The sequence below is a fragment of the uncultured Sphingomonas sp. genome (assembly GCF_964021865.1).
Lineage (GTDB): Bacteria > Pseudomonadota > Alphaproteobacteria > Sphingomonadales > Sphingomonadaceae > Sphingomonas.
In genome coordinates this window covers 1-15,969 of the sequence record NZ_CAXIAM010000068.1, presented here as the reverse complement: position 1 = coordinate 15,969, position 15,969 = coordinate 1, and the positions used below count along the sequence as shown (strand labels likewise).

Annotated in this window: 14 protein-coding genes; 11 read left to right on the top strand and 3 right to left on the bottom strand. The window is 68.0% G+C overall.

The window, feature by feature from the left end; translation table 11 throughout:
- Together AADI75_RS14460 and AADI75_RS14455 are read left to right on the top strand one after the other, a co-directional pair.
- A partial coding sequence (locus AADI75_RS14460) for an RNB domain-containing ribonuclease (protein WP_341209708.1) occupies positions 1-578 on the top strand: 578 nt, incomplete at its 5' end.
- 12 nt (positions 579-590) lie between these two features.
- Positions 591-896 carry a hypothetical protein gene (locus AADI75_RS14455; protein ID WP_341209707.1) on the top strand — a complete coding sequence of 102 codons (306 nt, stop codon included), beginning with the start codon at positions 591-593 and terminating at the stop codon, positions 894-896.
- Between the two features lie 35 nt (positions 897-931).
- Here the strand turns inward: AADI75_RS14455 and AADI75_RS14450 are convergent, their stop codons facing one another.
- Genes AADI75_RS14450 through cysD form a run of 3 tightly spaced genes read right to left on the bottom strand, consistent with a single transcriptional unit; the run spans position 932 to position 4,499 of the window.
- Positions 932-1,672, bottom strand: coding sequence for a 3'(2'),5'-bisphosphate nucleotidase CysQ (locus AADI75_RS14450; protein ID WP_341209706.1), 741 nt, complete (start codon positions 1,670-1,672; stop codon positions 932-934).
- Entirely contained in the window at positions 1,669-3,579 is a 1,911-nt protein-coding gene (gene cysN, locus AADI75_RS14445; RefSeq protein ID WP_341209705.1) for a sulfate adenylyltransferase subunit CysN, read from the bottom strand. The genes AADI75_RS14450 and cysN overlap by 4 nt, the downstream gene beginning before the upstream one ends.
- Positions 3,579-4,499, bottom strand: coding sequence for a sulfate adenylyltransferase subunit CysD (gene cysD / locus AADI75_RS14440; RefSeq protein ID WP_341209704.1), 921 nt, complete (start codon positions 4,497-4,499; stop codon positions 3,579-3,581). Before cysD ends, cysN begins: the two co-directional genes overlap by 1 nt.
- Before the next feature lie 245 nt (positions 4,500-4,744).
- Between cysD and AADI75_RS14435 the strand changes: the two genes are divergently transcribed.
- The 9 genes from AADI75_RS14435 to AADI75_RS14395 form a co-directional block, all read left to right on the top strand.
- Positions 4,745-5,590 carry an endonuclease/exonuclease/phosphatase family protein gene (locus AADI75_RS14435; protein WP_341209703.1) on the top strand — a complete coding sequence of 282 codons (846 nt, stop codon included), beginning with the start codon at positions 4,745-4,747 and terminating at the stop codon, positions 5,588-5,590.
- Between the two features lie 258 nt (positions 5,591-5,848).
- Entirely contained in the window at positions 5,849-6,160 is a 312-nt protein-coding gene (locus tag AADI75_RS14430; protein WP_341209702.1) for an STAS domain-containing protein, read from the top strand.
- Positions 6,157-6,525: a response regulator gene (locus AADI75_RS14425; RefSeq protein WP_341209701.1), complete on the top strand. Its 369-nt coding sequence runs from the start codon at positions 6,157-6,159 to the stop codon at positions 6,523-6,525. Before AADI75_RS14430 ends, AADI75_RS14425 begins: the two co-directional genes overlap by 4 nt.
- Entirely contained in the window at positions 6,522-8,504 is a 1,983-nt protein-coding gene (locus AADI75_RS14420) for a chemotaxis protein CheA (RefSeq protein ID WP_341209700.1), read from the top strand. The genes AADI75_RS14425 and AADI75_RS14420 overlap by 4 nt, the downstream gene beginning before the upstream one ends.
- Before the next feature lie 19 nt (positions 8,505-8,523).
- Positions 8,524-9,006, top strand: a complete 483-nt coding sequence (locus AADI75_RS14415; protein ID WP_341209709.1) for a chemotaxis protein CheW — start codon at positions 8,524-8,526, stop codon at positions 9,004-9,006.
- 34 nt (positions 9,007-9,040) lie between these two features.
- Positions 9,041-10,957, top strand: a complete 1,917-nt coding sequence (locus AADI75_RS14410; protein WP_341209699.1) for a methyl-accepting chemotaxis protein — start codon at positions 9,041-9,043, stop codon at positions 10,955-10,957.
- A gap of 170 nt (positions 10,958-11,127) precedes the next feature.
- Positions 11,128-12,933: a methyl-accepting chemotaxis protein gene (locus tag AADI75_RS14405; protein WP_341209698.1), complete on the top strand. Its 1,806-nt coding sequence runs from the start codon at positions 11,128-11,130 to the stop codon at positions 12,931-12,933.
- A 54-nt stretch (positions 12,934-12,987) separates the two neighbouring features.
- Complete coding sequence (locus AADI75_RS14400; protein WP_341209697.1) at positions 12,988-14,910, top strand: CHASE3 domain-containing protein; 1,923 nt, start codon at positions 12,988-12,990, stop codon at positions 14,908-14,910.
- Positions 14,911-15,094: 184 nt separating this feature from the next.
- The coding region (locus AADI75_RS14395; protein WP_341209696.1) for an MCP four helix bundle domain-containing protein at positions 15,095-15,969 on the top strand (875 nt) is incomplete at its 3' end.

Sequence of the window (15,969 nt, the reverse complement as noted above, 5' to 3'; positions counted from 1 at the left end):
ATGCGCATTTCACCTCGCCGATCCGCCGCTATGCCGACCTGATGGTGCACCGCGCGCTCGTCTCCGCCTATGCGCTGGGGCCGGGCGGGCTGAACGGCGACGAGGATTTCGAGCTGGCGGGGACGACGATCAGCAAGCTGGAGCGCCGCGCGATGGAGGCGGAGCGCGAGACGATCGACCGCTATGTCGCCGCGTTCCTGTCCGAACGCGTCGGCGAGCTGGTCGAGGTGCGGATCACCGGCGTCACCAATTTCGGCTTTTTCGCGACCGTCGACGGGATCGGCGGCGACGGATTGATGCCGGTGCGCGACCTCGGGAGCGAATATTTCCGCTTCGACGAGGCGGCGCGGCGGCTGGTCGGCGAGCAGAGCGGCGAGGAATATGCGCAGGGGCAGCGGCTCGAACTACGGCTCGCCGAGGCCAATCCGGTGTCGGGCGCGCTGCGCTTCGAGCTGCCCGAGGGGCGGTATGGCGGCGCGCGGACCGAGCGTGCGCCGGCGAAGGGCGTCAAGCCGCCGCGCGTGCTCAAGCGGCGCGGGCGGCCCGGCAACCTGCGTCATCAAAATCGCAAGAAGTAAGAAGGAGTTCGCATGTCCGGCACGATCATGGCGGCGTTGATCGCCAAGGCGCGCAACCGCGTCACCTGGCATTTCACTTCGGCGGGCGCGACCGCGAAGGAGACCGCGACGAAGTTCCCGACGCCGGCGTCGCGGCTCGACCGGCGCGTGTTCGACCGGATGGTGGCGTTCGGCGCGATCGAGAAGACGCCGGAGGGCTTGTACTGGCTCAACGAGGCGCGGCTGTCGGATTACCGCAAGGAGTCGCTGGCGCGGGTGCTGGGGATCCTGGCAATCGCCGGGTTCGCGGCGGCGGGGGCGATGGCGATCGGGGGGTAGAGCGCGCCGCGCGCAATGACGGCGATGGGCGACGATTACAGCTGAGCGAGCGATGCCAATACCGGCGCGACGTGCTCCGGACGGCAGATCAGCAGGTCAGGCATGTACGTGTCGGCGCAATTGTAGACCAAAGGTGAGCCGTCGATGCGACTGACGTGGAGGCCGTGCGCGCGCGCGACGGCGGCGGGGGCGCAGCTGTCCCATTCGTACTGGCCGCCGGAATGGAGATAGATGTCCGACTGGCCGAGGATGATGCTCATCGCCTTGGCCCCCGCGCTTCCCATCGGCACCAGTTCAGCGCTCAGCGCTTCGGCGACCGCCACCGCCTCGCGCGCCGGGCGCGAGCGGCTGACGACCATGCGCAGCCGTTCGGGCGCGGGCGGCACCGTCAGCGGCGCGTCGCTGCGCAGCACGATCCCCGCGGCGGGCAAGGCGACTGCGCCGGTCGTCGGCACCCCGTCGATCGCCAGGCCGACATGCACCGCCCAATCGGCGCGGCGCTCGGCATATTCGCGCGTGCCGTCGACTGGGTCGACGATCCACACCCGCGAGCGGTCGAGGCGGATCGGGCAATCCTTCTCCTCCTCCGACAGCAAGCCGTCCTCGCCACGCTGTACGCGCAGCGCCTCGACCAGAAAGCGATTGGCGATCGCATCCCCGGCCTTGGCCAGCGCCTTCTCGGTCAGCGCCGCGCTGTCGCGCACCGTCAGCAGCAGCGCGCCCGCCACCTCGGCGAGATGCGCCGCCAGCGCGGCGTCGCTCGGCTCCCCGGTCATGCGCGGCGCAGCAACAGGTCGACGATCTGCTCGGCAGCCTGTTCGGGGGTGGTGACATTGGTGTCGATCCGCACCTCGGGCGCTTCGGGGCGCTCATAGGGGCTGTCGATGCCGGTGAAATTCTTGAGCAATCCGGCGCGCGCCTTCCTGTAGAGCCCCTTCACGTCGCGGCGCTCGGCTTCCTCGAACGGCGTGTCGACGAACACCTCGACGAACTCGCCGGCGGGCAGCATCGCGCGCACCATCTCGCGCTCGGCGCGGAACGGGCTGATGAAGGCGGTGAGCACGATCAGCCCGGCGTCGGTCATCAGCTTCGCCACCTCGCCGACGCGGCGGATGTTCTCGATCCGGTCGGCCTCGGTGAAGCCGAGATCCTTGTTGAGCCCGTGGCGGACGTTGTCGCCGTCGAGCAGGAAGGTGTGGCGGCCGAGCGCGTGGAGGCGCTTCTCGACCAGATTGGCGATTGTCGACTTGCCCGATCCCGACAGGCCGGTGAACCACAATACCGCGGGCTTCTGCTCCTTGAGCGCGGCATGGGCGTCGCGCCCGACGTCGACCGCCTGCCAATGAACGTTCTGCGCGCGGCGCAGGCTGAAATGCAGCATCCCCGCCGCGACCGTCGCATTGGTCAATTTGTCGATCAGGATGAACCCGCCGAGCGTGCGATTGTCGGCATAGGGCTCGAACACGACCTGACGATCGGTGGTCAGCTCGGCGACGCCGATCGCGTTGAGGTCGAGCGTCTTGGCGGCGAGCTGTTCGAGCGTGTTGACGTTGACGACATATTTGGGCTGCTGGACGGTCGCCGAGACGGTCTGCGTGCCAAGCTTCAGCCAATAGCCGCGCCCGACGCGCAAGCTCGCATCATCGAGCCAGACCAACGTCGCCTCGAACTGGTCGGCGGCCTCGGGCGGCTGCTCCGCGGCGGCGATCACGTCGCCGCGCGAACAGTCGATCTCGTCGGCGAAGCACAAGGTTACCGATTGCCCGGCGACCGCCTGTTCGAGGTCGCCGTCGAGCGTGACGATCCGCGTGACGCTGGAGGTCTTGCCCGACGGCAGCACGCGCACCTTGTCCCCGACGTGCACCGCGCCGGTCGCGATCAGCCCCGCAAAGCCGCGGAAATCGAGGTGTGGACGGTTGACCCATTGCACCGGCATCCGGAACGGCTTGTCGGCATCGACCGACGCGAGCACCTCGACGGTTTCGAGATGCTCGACCAACGTCGGCCCGGCGTACCAGGGCGTATTCGCCGAGCGCGCGGTGATATTGTCGCCCTTGAACCCCGAGATCGGCAGCGCGGTGAAGCCGGCGATCCCGATCGACCGCGCGAAGGCGGCATAATCGGCGACGATCGCGTCGAACGTCGCCTGATCGTAATCGACGAGGTCCATCTTGTTGACCGCCAGCACGATGTTGCGGATGCCGATCAGGTGGCAAAGGTAGCTGTGCCGCCGCGTCTGCGTCAGCACGCCCTTCCGCGCGTCGATCAGGATCACCGCGAGGTCAGCGGTCGACGCGCCCGTCACCATGTTGCGCGTATATTGTTCGTGGCCGGGGCAGTCGGCGACGATGAACTTGCGCTTTTCGGTAGTGAAGAAGCGATAGGCGACGTCGATCGTGATCCCCTGTTCGCGCTCGGCGGCGAGCCCGTCGACCAGGAGCGCGAAGTCGATCTCCTGTCCCTGCGTGCCCTGTTTGCGCGAATCGCTTTCGAGCGCGGCGAGCTGATCCTCGAAGATCATCTTCGAATCGTAGAGCAGCCGTCCGATCAGCGTCGACTTGCCATCGTCGACCGAACCGCAGGTGATGAAGCGCAGCATCGTCTTGTGCTGGTGCGAGTCGAGATACGCATCGATGTCGCGCGCGATCAGGTCATCCACGACATAAGCAGGTGCGGTGCTCATCAGAAATACCCCTGCTGCTTCTTCACTTCCATCCCCGCGCCGCCGGCATCCTTGTCGATCGCGCGTCCCTGCCGCTCGCTGGTGGTGGTGAGCAACGTCTCCTGGATCACCTGCGGCAGCGTCGTCGCGCGGCTCTCGACCGCGCCGGTCAGCGGATAGCAGCCGAGCGTGCGGAAGCGGATCGAGCGCAGCACCGGCGCCTCGCCGGGCAACAGCCGGAAGCGATCGTCGTCGACCATCAGCAGCATCCCGTCGCGCTCGACGGTCGGCCGCTCCGCCGCGAAATAGAGCGGGACGATCGGCACGTCGTTCAGGTGGATATATTGCCAGATATCCAGCTCGGTCCAGTTTGAGATCGGGAAGACGCGGATGCTTTCGCCCTTGTTCTTGCGCGCATTGTAGAGATTCCACAGCTCCGGGCGCTGCTTCTTTGGGTCCCAGCCGTGCGTCGCGGCGCGGAAGCTGAAGATCCGCTCCTTGGCGCGGCTCTTCTCCTCGTCGCGGCGCGCGCCCCCGAAGGCGGCGTCGAAGCCATGATGGTCGAGCGCCTGCTTCAGCCCCTCGGTCTTCCAGATATCGGTGTGGAGCGCGCCGTGATCGAACGGGTTGATCCCGCGCTCGATCGCCTCGGGGTTCCGGTGGACGAGCAGCGTCATCCCGCTTTCCGCCGCCATCCGGTCCCGCAGCGCGTACATCTCGCGGAACTTCCACGTCGTATCGACGTGCAGCAGCGGGAAGGGCGGGGGGCTCGGGAAGAACGCCTTGCGCGCCAGATGCAGCATCACCGCGCTGTCCTTGCCGACCGAATAGAGCATCACCGGATTGTCCGCCTCGGCCACCACCTCTCGCATGATGTGGATCGCCTCGGCCTCGAGCCGTTGCAGGTGGGTGAGCCGTTGGTGATCGAGCAACCGAGACATTCGCTTCCCTCTACGCCGGACATGCGTGTCCGGTCGTCATGCGTCTGTCATCCCTTGCGCGGAAATGCCGGGGAGCGGGGCGTGGAATTGGTTGCGACAGGGCAATTGCAGCTTCTTGGCGTAGACCGTCATTGCAAGCGTCGCGGAGCAATCCAGAGCCGGACCAGGACGCCCCGGATTGCTCTGCTACGCTCGCAATGACGACGTCCCTGAAATAGCGAGCCCGAAACAAAGAAAGGTCGCAGATGAAGCGTTTGATGATGTTGGCGATCGCCACGATGGCGCTGATGACCGCGGGCAGCGCCGCGGCGCAGGACGTGCGCGTCATGACTTTCAACGTCCGCTTCGCGTGCGACTGCGACGGCCCCAACGTCTGGCCGGCGCGACGCGCGCTGTTCATGCAAACGGTGCGCGAGGCGAACCCGGATGTGATCGGCACGCAGGAGTTGCTCAAGACGCAGGGCGACGACATCGTCCGCGCGCTGCCGCGCTATCGCTGGTTCGGGCGCGACCGCGACGGCGGGCATAAGGGCGAGCATATGGGCGTGTTCTACCGCACCGACCGGCTCACGCTGATCCGCAGCGGCGACTTCTGGCTGTCCGAGACGCCCGAGACGCCGGGCAGGATGAGCTGGGGCGCGAACCTGCCGCGGATGGTGACCTGGGGCGTGTTCGAGACGATCGGCAAGACCAAACGCCGCTTCCTGCTGGCCGACACGCACTTCGCGCATCGCGGCGCGGAGGACGAGGAAGCGCGCAACCGCTCCGCCGCGCTGATCGCGGCGCGGCTGCCGGCGATCGCCCAGGGGTTGCCGATCGTGCTGACCGGCGATCTGAACACCACGCCCGACAGTGCGGCGGTGGTACGACTGACCGCGTTCCTGACAGATGCGTCGCGGCTCGCGCGCACCGCCGATGCGCCGACCGGCACCTTCCACGATTTCACCGGCACGCCCGAGCCGGGCAAGTGGATCGACTATATTCTCGTAAAAGGGTTCCGCGTGAAAACGGCGCGGGTGCTGACCACGCATGATGGCGCGCGCTATCCCTCCGATCATTTCCCGATCGTCGCCGATCTTATTGCGGAGTGAGCGGCGCATCCGAAGTAAGAATTTTTTCGCGTCTCCCGTCCCGGGCGGCGTGCAAGTGGCTGACATCATGCGCTTCGTGCGCCTTGGCGACCGCCCAAGTCTTATCGAGAATTAATCAGCATTTTACCCCTGCGCCTTAGCAAGGACGTCGTAACGGACGTCCGTGCCCACCGCATGGTGCGATCCGCTTTGTATCGGGCGTAAGGCGCCGCGGTCTGCCTCGTCAGGCCGGACGTCCAGTCAAGGAGCACCATGTTCATGTCGATCACCCATGTGGTCGCGGCCGGCGACCTGTGCCTGCCCTCGATCGGCTTGCTGGCCGACGATCTGTCGCATGCCTTTGCGGCGAGCGACGCCGTCCGCCTCGACCTGTCGGCGGTCGCCGCGCCAGATCTGAGCGTGGTGCAACTGGTCGAATCCGCGCGCCGCACCGCGCGCGCCGATGGCCGCGATTTCGCGCTGACCGCCCCGGTCGACGCCCCGTTCCGCGCGCTGCTGGCGCGCGCCGGCTTCACCCCCGCGTCCGACGAGGACGCCGATTTTTGGTTCCACGGAGAGACCGCGCAATGACCGCTTCGATCCTTACCGTTGACGACAGCGCCAGCCTGCGGATGGCGATCCGCATCGCGCTGACCGGTGCCGGCTATGCCGTGACCGAGGCGGTCGACGGCGCCGACGGGCTCGCCAAGGCGACGGGCACCCGGTACGATATGATCGTCACCGATCTGAACATGCCCAACATGGACGGGCTGTCGATGATCCGCGCGCTGCGCGAACAGCCCGCGCAGGCCGGCATTCCGATCATCTTCCTGTCGACCGAAAGCGACGCCGACATGAAGGCGCAGGCCAAGGCGGCGGGCGCGACCGGCTGGCTGGTCAAGCCGTTCCAGCCCGAACAGCTGATCCGCGTCGCGCAGAAGGTGCTGGGCAAGTGAGCGAGGACCCGACAGCCACCTTCCGGGTGGAAGCGGGCGAGCTGCTGGAGCAGGTCGAACAGGGGCTGCTCGACCTTGGCCACCGGCTGGGCGACATGGCGTTGGTCAATGCGGTGTTCCGCGGGCTGCACACGCTGAAGGGCTCGGGCGCGATGTTCGGGTTCGACGCGCTGGCGGCGTTCACGCACCATTGCGAAAGCGCGTTCGACCGCGTCCGCAGGGGCGAGGTGCCCGCCACCGCCGAACTGGTGTCGGTGATCCTGTCGGCGCGCGACCATATGGCCGCGCTGGTCGAGGGCGACGCGCCGCAGGCCGAGGGCGATGCGATCCTGGCGCGGCTGGCCGCGGCGGTCGAGGCGGCGCGCGGCGGCGGCTCGGTCGCGGCCGCGAGCGTGGCGGCCCCGGCGGCGAAGGGCTGGCGGATGTTCTTCCGCCTGCCGGCCGACGCGATGGCCAACGGCACCAACCCGCTGATGCTGCTCGACGAGCTTCGCGATCTGGGCGACGCGGAGGTGCGCGTGCGCACCGACGCGCTGCCGCCGCTGGGCGCGCTGGCGCCCAACGAATGCCATCTCGGCTGGGACGTCACCCTGCGCGGCGACATTTCCCGCGAGGCGATCGAGGACGTGTTCATCTTCGTCATGGACGACATGACGCTGGAGATCGCGCCGCTGGGCGACGAGGCGCCGGCCGAGCCGGTCGTCGCCGACGAGGCGCCGGTTGCCGCCGTCGCGGTCGAGGCGGCCGCCCCGGTTGCCCCGGTCGCTGCCGCCGCCGGCGGGCCGCCCGCCGCCGCACAGCCCGCAGGCGAGAACGTCCGCGTTCCCGCCGAGCGGCTCGACGCGCTGATGGACCGCGTCGGCGAGCTGGTGATCGCGCAGAGCCGCCTGTCGCAGCTCGCCAACAGCGGCCACGACCTGCTGCTGCGCTCGGTCACCGAGGATATCGAGCGGCTGGCCGGCGAATTGCGCGACACGATGATGGTGTTGCGCATGGTGCCGGTATCGTCGCTGTTCGGCCGCTTCCGCCGCCTGATCCACGATCTGGCGCGCGAGACCGGCAAGTCGATCGAGCTGCAGACGTCGGGCGAGACGACCGAGGTCGACAAGACCGTGATCGAGCGGCTGTTCGATCCGCTGGTCCATATCATCCGCAACTCGTGCGATCACGGCCTCGAAGCGCCGGCCGACCGCATCGCGGCGGGCAAGTCCGAAACCGGGTTGGTGCGGCTCAGCGCGCATCAGGCGGGTGGCGAGGTGCTGATCACGATCGTCGACGACGGCCGCGGCATCGACCGCGACCGCGTTCGCGCCAAGGGCGAGGCGAATGGCCTGATCGAACCGGGGCAGCAGATCAGCGACGAGGAACTGTTCGGCCTGATCTTCCACCCCGGCTTCTCGACCGCGGCGCAGGTGACCAACCTGTCCGGCCGCGGCGTGGGCATGGACGTGGTGAAGCGCACGATCGAGAGCCTGCGCGGGTCGATCAGCGTGGCGAGCGAGGCGGGCAAGGGCTCGACGATCACGCTGCGCATCCCGCTGACGCTGGCGATCATCGAGGGGCTCTTGGTGCGGGTCGGCGAGAGCCGCTACGTCATCCCGCTGTCGGCGGTCGAGGAATGCCTCGAACTGTCGCTGGAGGAGGATCTGCGCTCGCGCGGGCGCAGCCTCATCACGCTGCGTGACCGGCTGGTGCCGTTCGTGCGGCTGCGCGACCTGTTCGCGACCGGCACGCGCCCCGATCCGCACCAGAAGATCGTGGTGGTCGCCACCGGGCGCGAGCGCGTCGGGCTGGTCGTCGACCAGATCATCGGCAACCACCAGACCGTCATCAAATCGCTGTCGGCCTTCCATCGCGGCGTCGGCAGCTTCTCCGGCGCGACGATCCTGGGCGACGGCAACGTCGCGCTGATCCTCGACGTCGCGCAACTGGTCGCGATGGCGCAACCTCGTGAGGAGATGCTTCGTGCCGCAAGCTAAGCAACGCGCCGAGGCGGCGATGGCCGCGGCCGACACCGACTGGAACGAGCGCGGCGAGCTGGAGGTCCTGACCTTCGACGTGGGCGGCGAGACGCTCGCGCTGGAAGCGACGATGGTCCGCGAGATCCTGGACCTGCTGCCCGAGACGCTGGTGCCGGGCGCGCCGGCGCTGGTGCGCCACGTCGTCAACTTCCGCGGGCGGATCGTGCCGGTCGCCGACCTGCGCCTCGCCTTCGCGATGGAGGCGGCGGAGACGACGCCCGACAGCCGGATCGTGGTGATCGAACTGCCGATCGACGGCGAGCAGACGCTGATCGGGCTGCGCACCGACCATGTCCGCGAGGTGGCGACGCTGAGCGCCGGGGCCAGCGAGGAAGCGCCCGTCGTGGGCATGCGCTGGCAGCGCGATTACGTCCGCCGGCTGGTCCGCTGGCGCGACGACCTGATCATCCTGCCCGATCTCACCGCCATCTTCGCCGCCGTGCTGTCGCCACGGCCCTGACCCGATGCTGCCCTAGCGTTTCAGAGGTTTTGCCATGTCGTTGCTTCCTGCCTTCAAGAAAACCGCCCGTTCCGATTACGCGCTCGCGCAGCTCCGTCAGCTTACCCGCGCGCTGGGCGAGGGCGACCTGTCGCGGCGCGCCGACGTGGGCGAGGCGAGCGGCGAAGCGCGCGCGATCCTGGAGGCGGTCAACCATCTGCTCGACGAGGCGGTGACGCCGTCGGTGCGGCTGCGCGAGGCGGTCGAGCGCATGACGGCCGAATATGAGGCGGGGGACATCGACACCGTCGTGCCGGTGACGGCGTTCCGCGGCGACATGGCGCAGGCGGCGGCCGGCATCAACGCGCTGGTCGGGGCGCACATCACCGTCAAGAAGAAGGCGCTGGCCTGCGTCAAGGCACTGGGCGAGGGGCGGTTCGACGCGCCGCTGGAAACCTTCCCGGGCAAGAAGGCCTTCATCAACGACACGGTCGAGGGATTGCGCGCCAGCCTGAAGGGGTTGATCGCCGAGATGAACACCATGTCCGCCGAGCATGATCGCGGCGACATCGACGTGTTCGTGCCGGTCGCCAAATTCCAGGGCGACTTCGCGGTGATGGCGCAGGGCATCAACGACATGGTCAGCGGCCATATCGCGGTCAAAAAGCTGGCGATGGCGTGCATCAAGCAGTTCGGTGAGGGCAATTTCGACGCGCCGCTGGAGCGCTTTCCGGGCAAGAAGGCGTTCATCAACGACACGATCGAGGAATTGCGCGGCAATCTGCGCGAGATCATCGGCGAGATCCGCCGCCTGATCGACGCCTCTACCGCCGGGCAGCTCAGCGAACGCGGCGACGTGACGCGCTTTCCGGGCGATTTCGGCAAGCTGGTCGGCGGGATCAACGGGATGCTCGACGCGATCCTGCATCCGATCGCCGAGGGCAATCGCGTGCTGGCGCTGGTCAGCGGCGGCGACCTCACCCAGCGTGTCGAGATCGCGTGCGAGGGCGATCACGAGCGGATGAAGGCCGCGATCAACACGCTGGTCGACAATCTGTCGAAGTTCGCAGGTGAGGTCAGCGCCGCCTCGGCGCAGGTGGCGGCGGGCAGCCAGCAATTGTCGAGCACCGCCGAGCAGGTCAGCGAAGGCGCGACCGAGCAGGCGGCAGCAGCCGAGGAAGCGTCGGCGTCGATGGAGCAGATGGCCGCCAATATCAAGCAGAACGCCGACAATGCCGCGCAGACCGAGAAGATCGCGCGCCAGTCGTCGCAGGATGCCGAGCAGAGCGGGCAGGCGGTGCAGAAGGCGGTCACCGCGATGCGCACGATCGCCGAGCGGATCGGGATCGTGCAGGAGATCGCGCGCCAGACCGACCTGCTGGCGCTGAACGCCGCAGTCGAAGCGGCGCGGGCCGGCGAGCACGGCCGCGGGTTCGCGGTGGTGGCCGCCGAGGTCCGCAAGCTGGCCGAGCGCAGCCAGACCGCGGCGGGCGAGATCAGCGGCATGTCGTCGGAGACGGTGACCGCGGCGGCGCAGGCCGGCGAGATGCTGACCAAGCTGGTGCCCGACATCCGCCGGACCGCCGAGCTGGTGTCGGAGATCAGCGCGGCGTGCCGCGAGCAGGATATCGGTGCCAGCCAGATCAACGAGGCGATCCAGCAGCTCGATAAGGTGACGCAGCAGAACGCCTCGGCCTCGTCGCAGATTTCCTCGACGTCGGAAGAACTGGCGGGGCAGGCCGAGGAGCTGGAGGCCAATATCGCCTTCTTCCGCACCAACGAGCCCAAGGCGACGATCGCCGCGCGCAAGCCGGCGCGCGCGCCCGCCGCCAAGCCGCTGAAGAAGGTCGGAACGGCGAAGCGCGGCGGCGCGACGGTCGCCGATCAGCAGGCGCGTGCGCGCGGCTTCGCGCTGGATCTGAGTACCGGCGGACCGGACGGCGAGGACGCCGACTTCGGCCGCGCGGCCTGATGTTTTCGGCGGGGTGTGCAACGGCCCCGCCACCATGCCGCGGCGTCCCGCGGCTGAGTAGCTGATCGCCGATCCGTTCGTCGCCCTGGCGACGGGCCGGCAGCTTAACGCGCGTATGTTCCTGGAAGACGGGGACGATGCGTGTGTCACCCAATTCCCTGGAGAAAATCATGCGCGCAACGATCAAGATGAAGCTGGGAGCGACCTTCGCGGTCCTCGTGCTTCTGCTCGCCGTCGTCATCGGCGTCGGCGTCTCGAAGATGAGCACCCTGAACAGCGCGATCACCGAAGTGATCGCCGGCCCCGCGCGCAGCCTGTCGCTGGCGCAGTCGGTCGACACGCTGCAGAGCCAGTCGCTCGCCGACCAGCAATCGCTCGCGCTCAACACCGATGCCGCGACGATGAAGGTCTATTACGACAAGGTCGTCGCCGGCGAGAACGAGCTTGATCGCACGATCCAGCAGGGCATCGCGGCCGCCAGCCCCGAGAGCAAGCCCTTCTGGGAAGCGGTGGGCCGCGACTGGACCGAACTGAAGCCGGTCTTCGATCGTGTCCGCGATCTCGGCAACGCCAATCGCAACGAAGAAGCCGCCAAGGTCTCGAACGAGGAACAGGCACCGCTCAACGTCCGCTTCAACGCCGATATCGGCAAGCTCAGCGACTTCCAGCGCGCCGCGATGAAGCAAGCCGACGAGTCGACCAACGAACTGTATGCCGAGAGCCGGACCATCATGATCACGGCGGGGGTCATCGCCTTCATGATCGCGGTGGCGGGCGCACTCTGGATCTCGCTGGTGGTGTCGCGCGGGCTGAAGCGCATCAGCGTCGCGGTGGAGGCGGTGTCGATCGGCGATCTCGATCAGGACGTCGTCGTCACCACCAATGACGAGATCAAGGATCTGGTCGACACCGTCAATCGCATGACCGCCAACCTGCGCAAGAGCGCGGCGCTGGCGGACGCGATCGCAGGCGGCGACCTGACGGTCGATTACCAGCCACTGTCGGACAAGGACAAGCTGGGCCATGCGCTGGTCACGATGGTCGAGCGGCTGCGCGGGGTGGTCGGGGACGCGACGCTGGCGGCGCAGAACGTCGCGTCGGGCAGCCAGCAGCTGTCGTCGTCGTCGGAGCAGGTGAGCCAGGGCGCGACCGAGCAGGCGGCGGCGGCCGAGGAAGCGTCGGCATCGATGGAGCAGATGGCCGCCAACATCAAGCAGAACGCCGACAATGCGACTCAGACCGAGAAAATCGCGCGCCAGTCGTCGCAGGATGCGGAACTGAGCGGGCAGGCGGTCGAAAAGGCGGTCACCGCGATGCGGACAATCGCCGAGCGGATCGGGATCGTTCAGGAGATCGCGCGCCAGACCGATCTGCTGGCGCTGAACGCGGCGGTCGAAGCGGCGCGGGCCGGCGAGCACGGCCGCGGGTTCGCGGTGGTGGCCGCCGAGGTCCGCAAGCTGGCCGAGCGCAGCCAGACCGCGGCGGGCGAGATCAGCGGCATGTCGTCGGAGACGGTGACCGCGGCGGCGCAGGCCGGCGAGATGCTGACCAAGCTGGTGCCCGACATCCGCCGGACCGCCGAGCTGGTGTCGGAGATCAGCGCGGCGTGCCGCGAGCAGGATATCGGTGCCAGCCAGATCAACGAGGCGATCCAGCAGCTCGACAAGGTGACGCAGCAGAATGCCTCGGCGTCCGAGCAGATCTCCTCGACCTCCGAGGAGCTCGCCAGCCAGGCCGAGGAGCTGCAGGAGAGCATCGCGTACTTCCGCGTCGACAATGGACGCAAGCCGGCGCGTGCCAAGGCGCGCAGCACGGCAGCGCCGTCGGCTGCCGCGATGCCGGCCAAGAAGGCCAAGCCCGCACCGCGTGGTGGCGCCTCGATTGCCGATCAGCAGGCGCGGGTCCGCGGTTTCGCGCTCGACCTGACGAACGGCGGGCCGGACGGCGAGGACGCCGACTTCGGTCGCGCGGCCTGATCCAGGTCGACGTCGGCACCATCCACTCCCGCCGCCCGCGAAGGAACGACGATCATGAACTTCTTCAATAATCTCACCATTTCGCGAAAGCTGATGATCTGCCTGGGCGTGATCATCGCCATTACGGTGGCCGTGGATGGCGTCATCCTGTCCAATGCCTGGCAGGTCCGTGCGACCACAGAGATCAACGAGCACACCTATAAGGTCGTCGCCACCGCCAACGACATCGTAACCAGCATGGTCAATCAGGAGACCGGCTATCGCGGCTATCTGGTGTCAGGTGGTGAGCAATTCCTGACGCCTTATCGTCAGGGCTGGACGCAGTTCGCCGAGAAATGGTCGCAGGCCAAGACGTTGACGAGCGACAACCCTGTCCAGCAGGCGCGGCTGGACGACGTCAAGCGGCTGGCGCAGAGCTGGCACGACGATGTCGCGGAGCGCGCGATCCGGATGATGTCGCATCCCGATCAGCACGAACAGGCGCGCGCGCTGGAGAGCAGCGGTGCCGGCAAGGCGGCGATGGACCAGCTGCGCGCGAAGGTTTCGGAGATCGTCGCGACCGAGAACGCGCTGATGTCGCAGCGGCAGGCCGCCCAGGCGGCGGCGTTCGCCACCATCACCCTGGCGATCTGGAGCGGGATGGCCGCCAGCGTGGTGGTTGCGGTCCTGATCGGTCTGGTGATGACGCGCGGGATCAGCCGTCCGGTCGGGCAGGTGACTCAGGCGCTGGGGCGTCTGGCCGAGCCGCTCGCCAGCGAGCGCAAGGACGAGATCGGCCAGATGCAGGGCAGCGTCGCGGCGGTCGAGGCGGCGTTCGGCGACATCTCCAAGGTGCTCGACGCCTTGTCGCGCGGCGATACGACCGTAACCACGACGCAGCGATACGGCGGGCTGAGCGACCAGCTGAACGTCAACCTCGGCGGCCTGCGTACCAACCTCGAAGCGATCGCCGGCACCGCGGAGCAGATCGCGGGCGGCGACCTGACCGTCGATCACCAGCCGCTGTCGGACAAGGACAAGCTGGGGCTTGCGCTGGTCACGATGGTCGAGCGGCTGCGCGGGGTGGTCGGGGATGCGACGCTGGCGGCGCAGAACGTCGCGTCGGGCAGCCAGCAGCTGTCGTCGTCGTCGGAGCAGGTGAGCCAGGGCGCAACCCAGCAGGCAGCGGCGGCTGAAGAGGCCTCTGCATCGATGGAGCAGATGGCCGCCAACATTAAACAGAACGCCGACAATGCGACCCAGACCGAGAAGATCGCGCGCCAGTCGTCGCAGGACGCCGAGCTGAGCGGGCAGGCGGTTGAGAAGGCGGTCACCGCGATGCGGACGATCGCCGAGCGGATCGGGATCGTCCAGGAGATCGCGCGTCAGACCGATCTGCTGGCGCTCAATGCCGCAGTCGAGGCGGCGCGGGCCGGCGAACACGGCCGCGGGTTCGCGGTGGTTGCCGCCGAGGTGCGCAAGCTGGCCGAGCGCAGCCAGACCGCGGCGGGCGAGATCAGCGGCATGTCGTCGGAGACGGTGACCGCGGCGGCGCAGGCCGGCGAGATGCTGACCAAGCTGGTGCCCGACATCCGCCGGACCGCCGAGCTGGTGTCGGAGATCAGCGCGGCGTGCCGCGAGCAGGATATCGGTGCCAGCCAGATCAACGAGGCGATCCAGCAGCTCGACAAGGTGACGCAGCAGAATGCCTCGGCGTCCGAGCAGATCTCCTCGACCTCCGAGGAGCTCGCCAGCCAGGCCGAGGAGCTGCAGGAGAGCATCGCGTTCTTCCGTGTCGACGACGGCCGCAAGCCCGCGCGTTCCGCCAAGCGCAGCACGTCGAGCGCACCGGCCGCAGCGGCGCCATCCAAGAAGGCGCGGCCTGCGGGGCGCGGCGGATCGGTCGCCGAGCAGCAGGCCCGCGTCCGCGGCTTTGCGCTCGACCTGACCACCGGCGGACCGGACGGCGAGGATGCCGACTTCGGCCGCGCGGCCTGATGCGGTTCGGCGGGGCGACGGGATCGCCCCGCCGTCGCCGCGGACGCGGCGAAATTCCTCTTAACCTACTGCATTATCGAAGCACGCCTGAACCGTTCCTTCATTCCTGTCGAGGTAAGCGAAGAAGGTAAACCGCTGCGGCGGCCGCGTCGAACGCACCATCGTGCGAGGAAAAGGACTTGCTATGCGCGCCACGATCAAGATGAAACTGGCCGGGACGTTTACCGCCGTCATTCTGCTGCTGTGCCTCGTCGTCGGCGTCGGCGTGTCGAAGATCGGCGTGTTGAATGGGATGATCGGCGAGATCGTCGATGGTCCGACGCGGCGCATCCAGCTGGCGCTGACCGCCGATGGCGACATCGGGCGCGCGATCCGCAACGAAAAGAACCTGATGATGACCGACGATGTCGCGCTGAAGCAGGAGTTCGACGCCAAGTTCATCGATTTCGATCGCAAGATCCGCGAGAATCTGGAAGGCGGGCTGAAGATCGCGAGCGAGCAGGGCCGCCCGATCTGGCAGAAGAGCCTCGACCAGTGGAACGCCTATCGCCAGGTCAGCGATCGCGGCCGTCAGCTTGCGATGGCCGGGAACAACGACGAGGCGGCACGCCTGTCGATGACCGAGGGCCGCGCGGTCGCCACCCGGCTGGGCGAGACGCTGGGGCAGCTCACCGCGATCACGCAGGCGCAGCTCACCCAGGCCAATGCCGATGCCGCCACGCTCTATTCGGGGGCGCGCACCACGTTGCTGACGACGGCGGTGATCGCGCTGCTGCTCGCGGTCGGCGGCGCGCTGTGGATCGCGCGGCTGGTGTCGAAGGGGCTGCGGCAGGTCAGCGAGGCGGTGTCCGCCGTCGCCGACGGCGATCTGTCGGTCGAGGTTGCGGTGCACAGCAACGACGAGATCAAGGACCTGGTCGATACCGTCAACCGCATGACGCTGCGGCTCCGCGAGACGATCGGGCAGACCACGCTGGCGGCACAGAATGTGGCGGCGGGCAGCCAGCAGCTGTCGTCGTCGTCGGAGCAGGTGAGCCAGGGCGCGACCGAGCAGGCGGC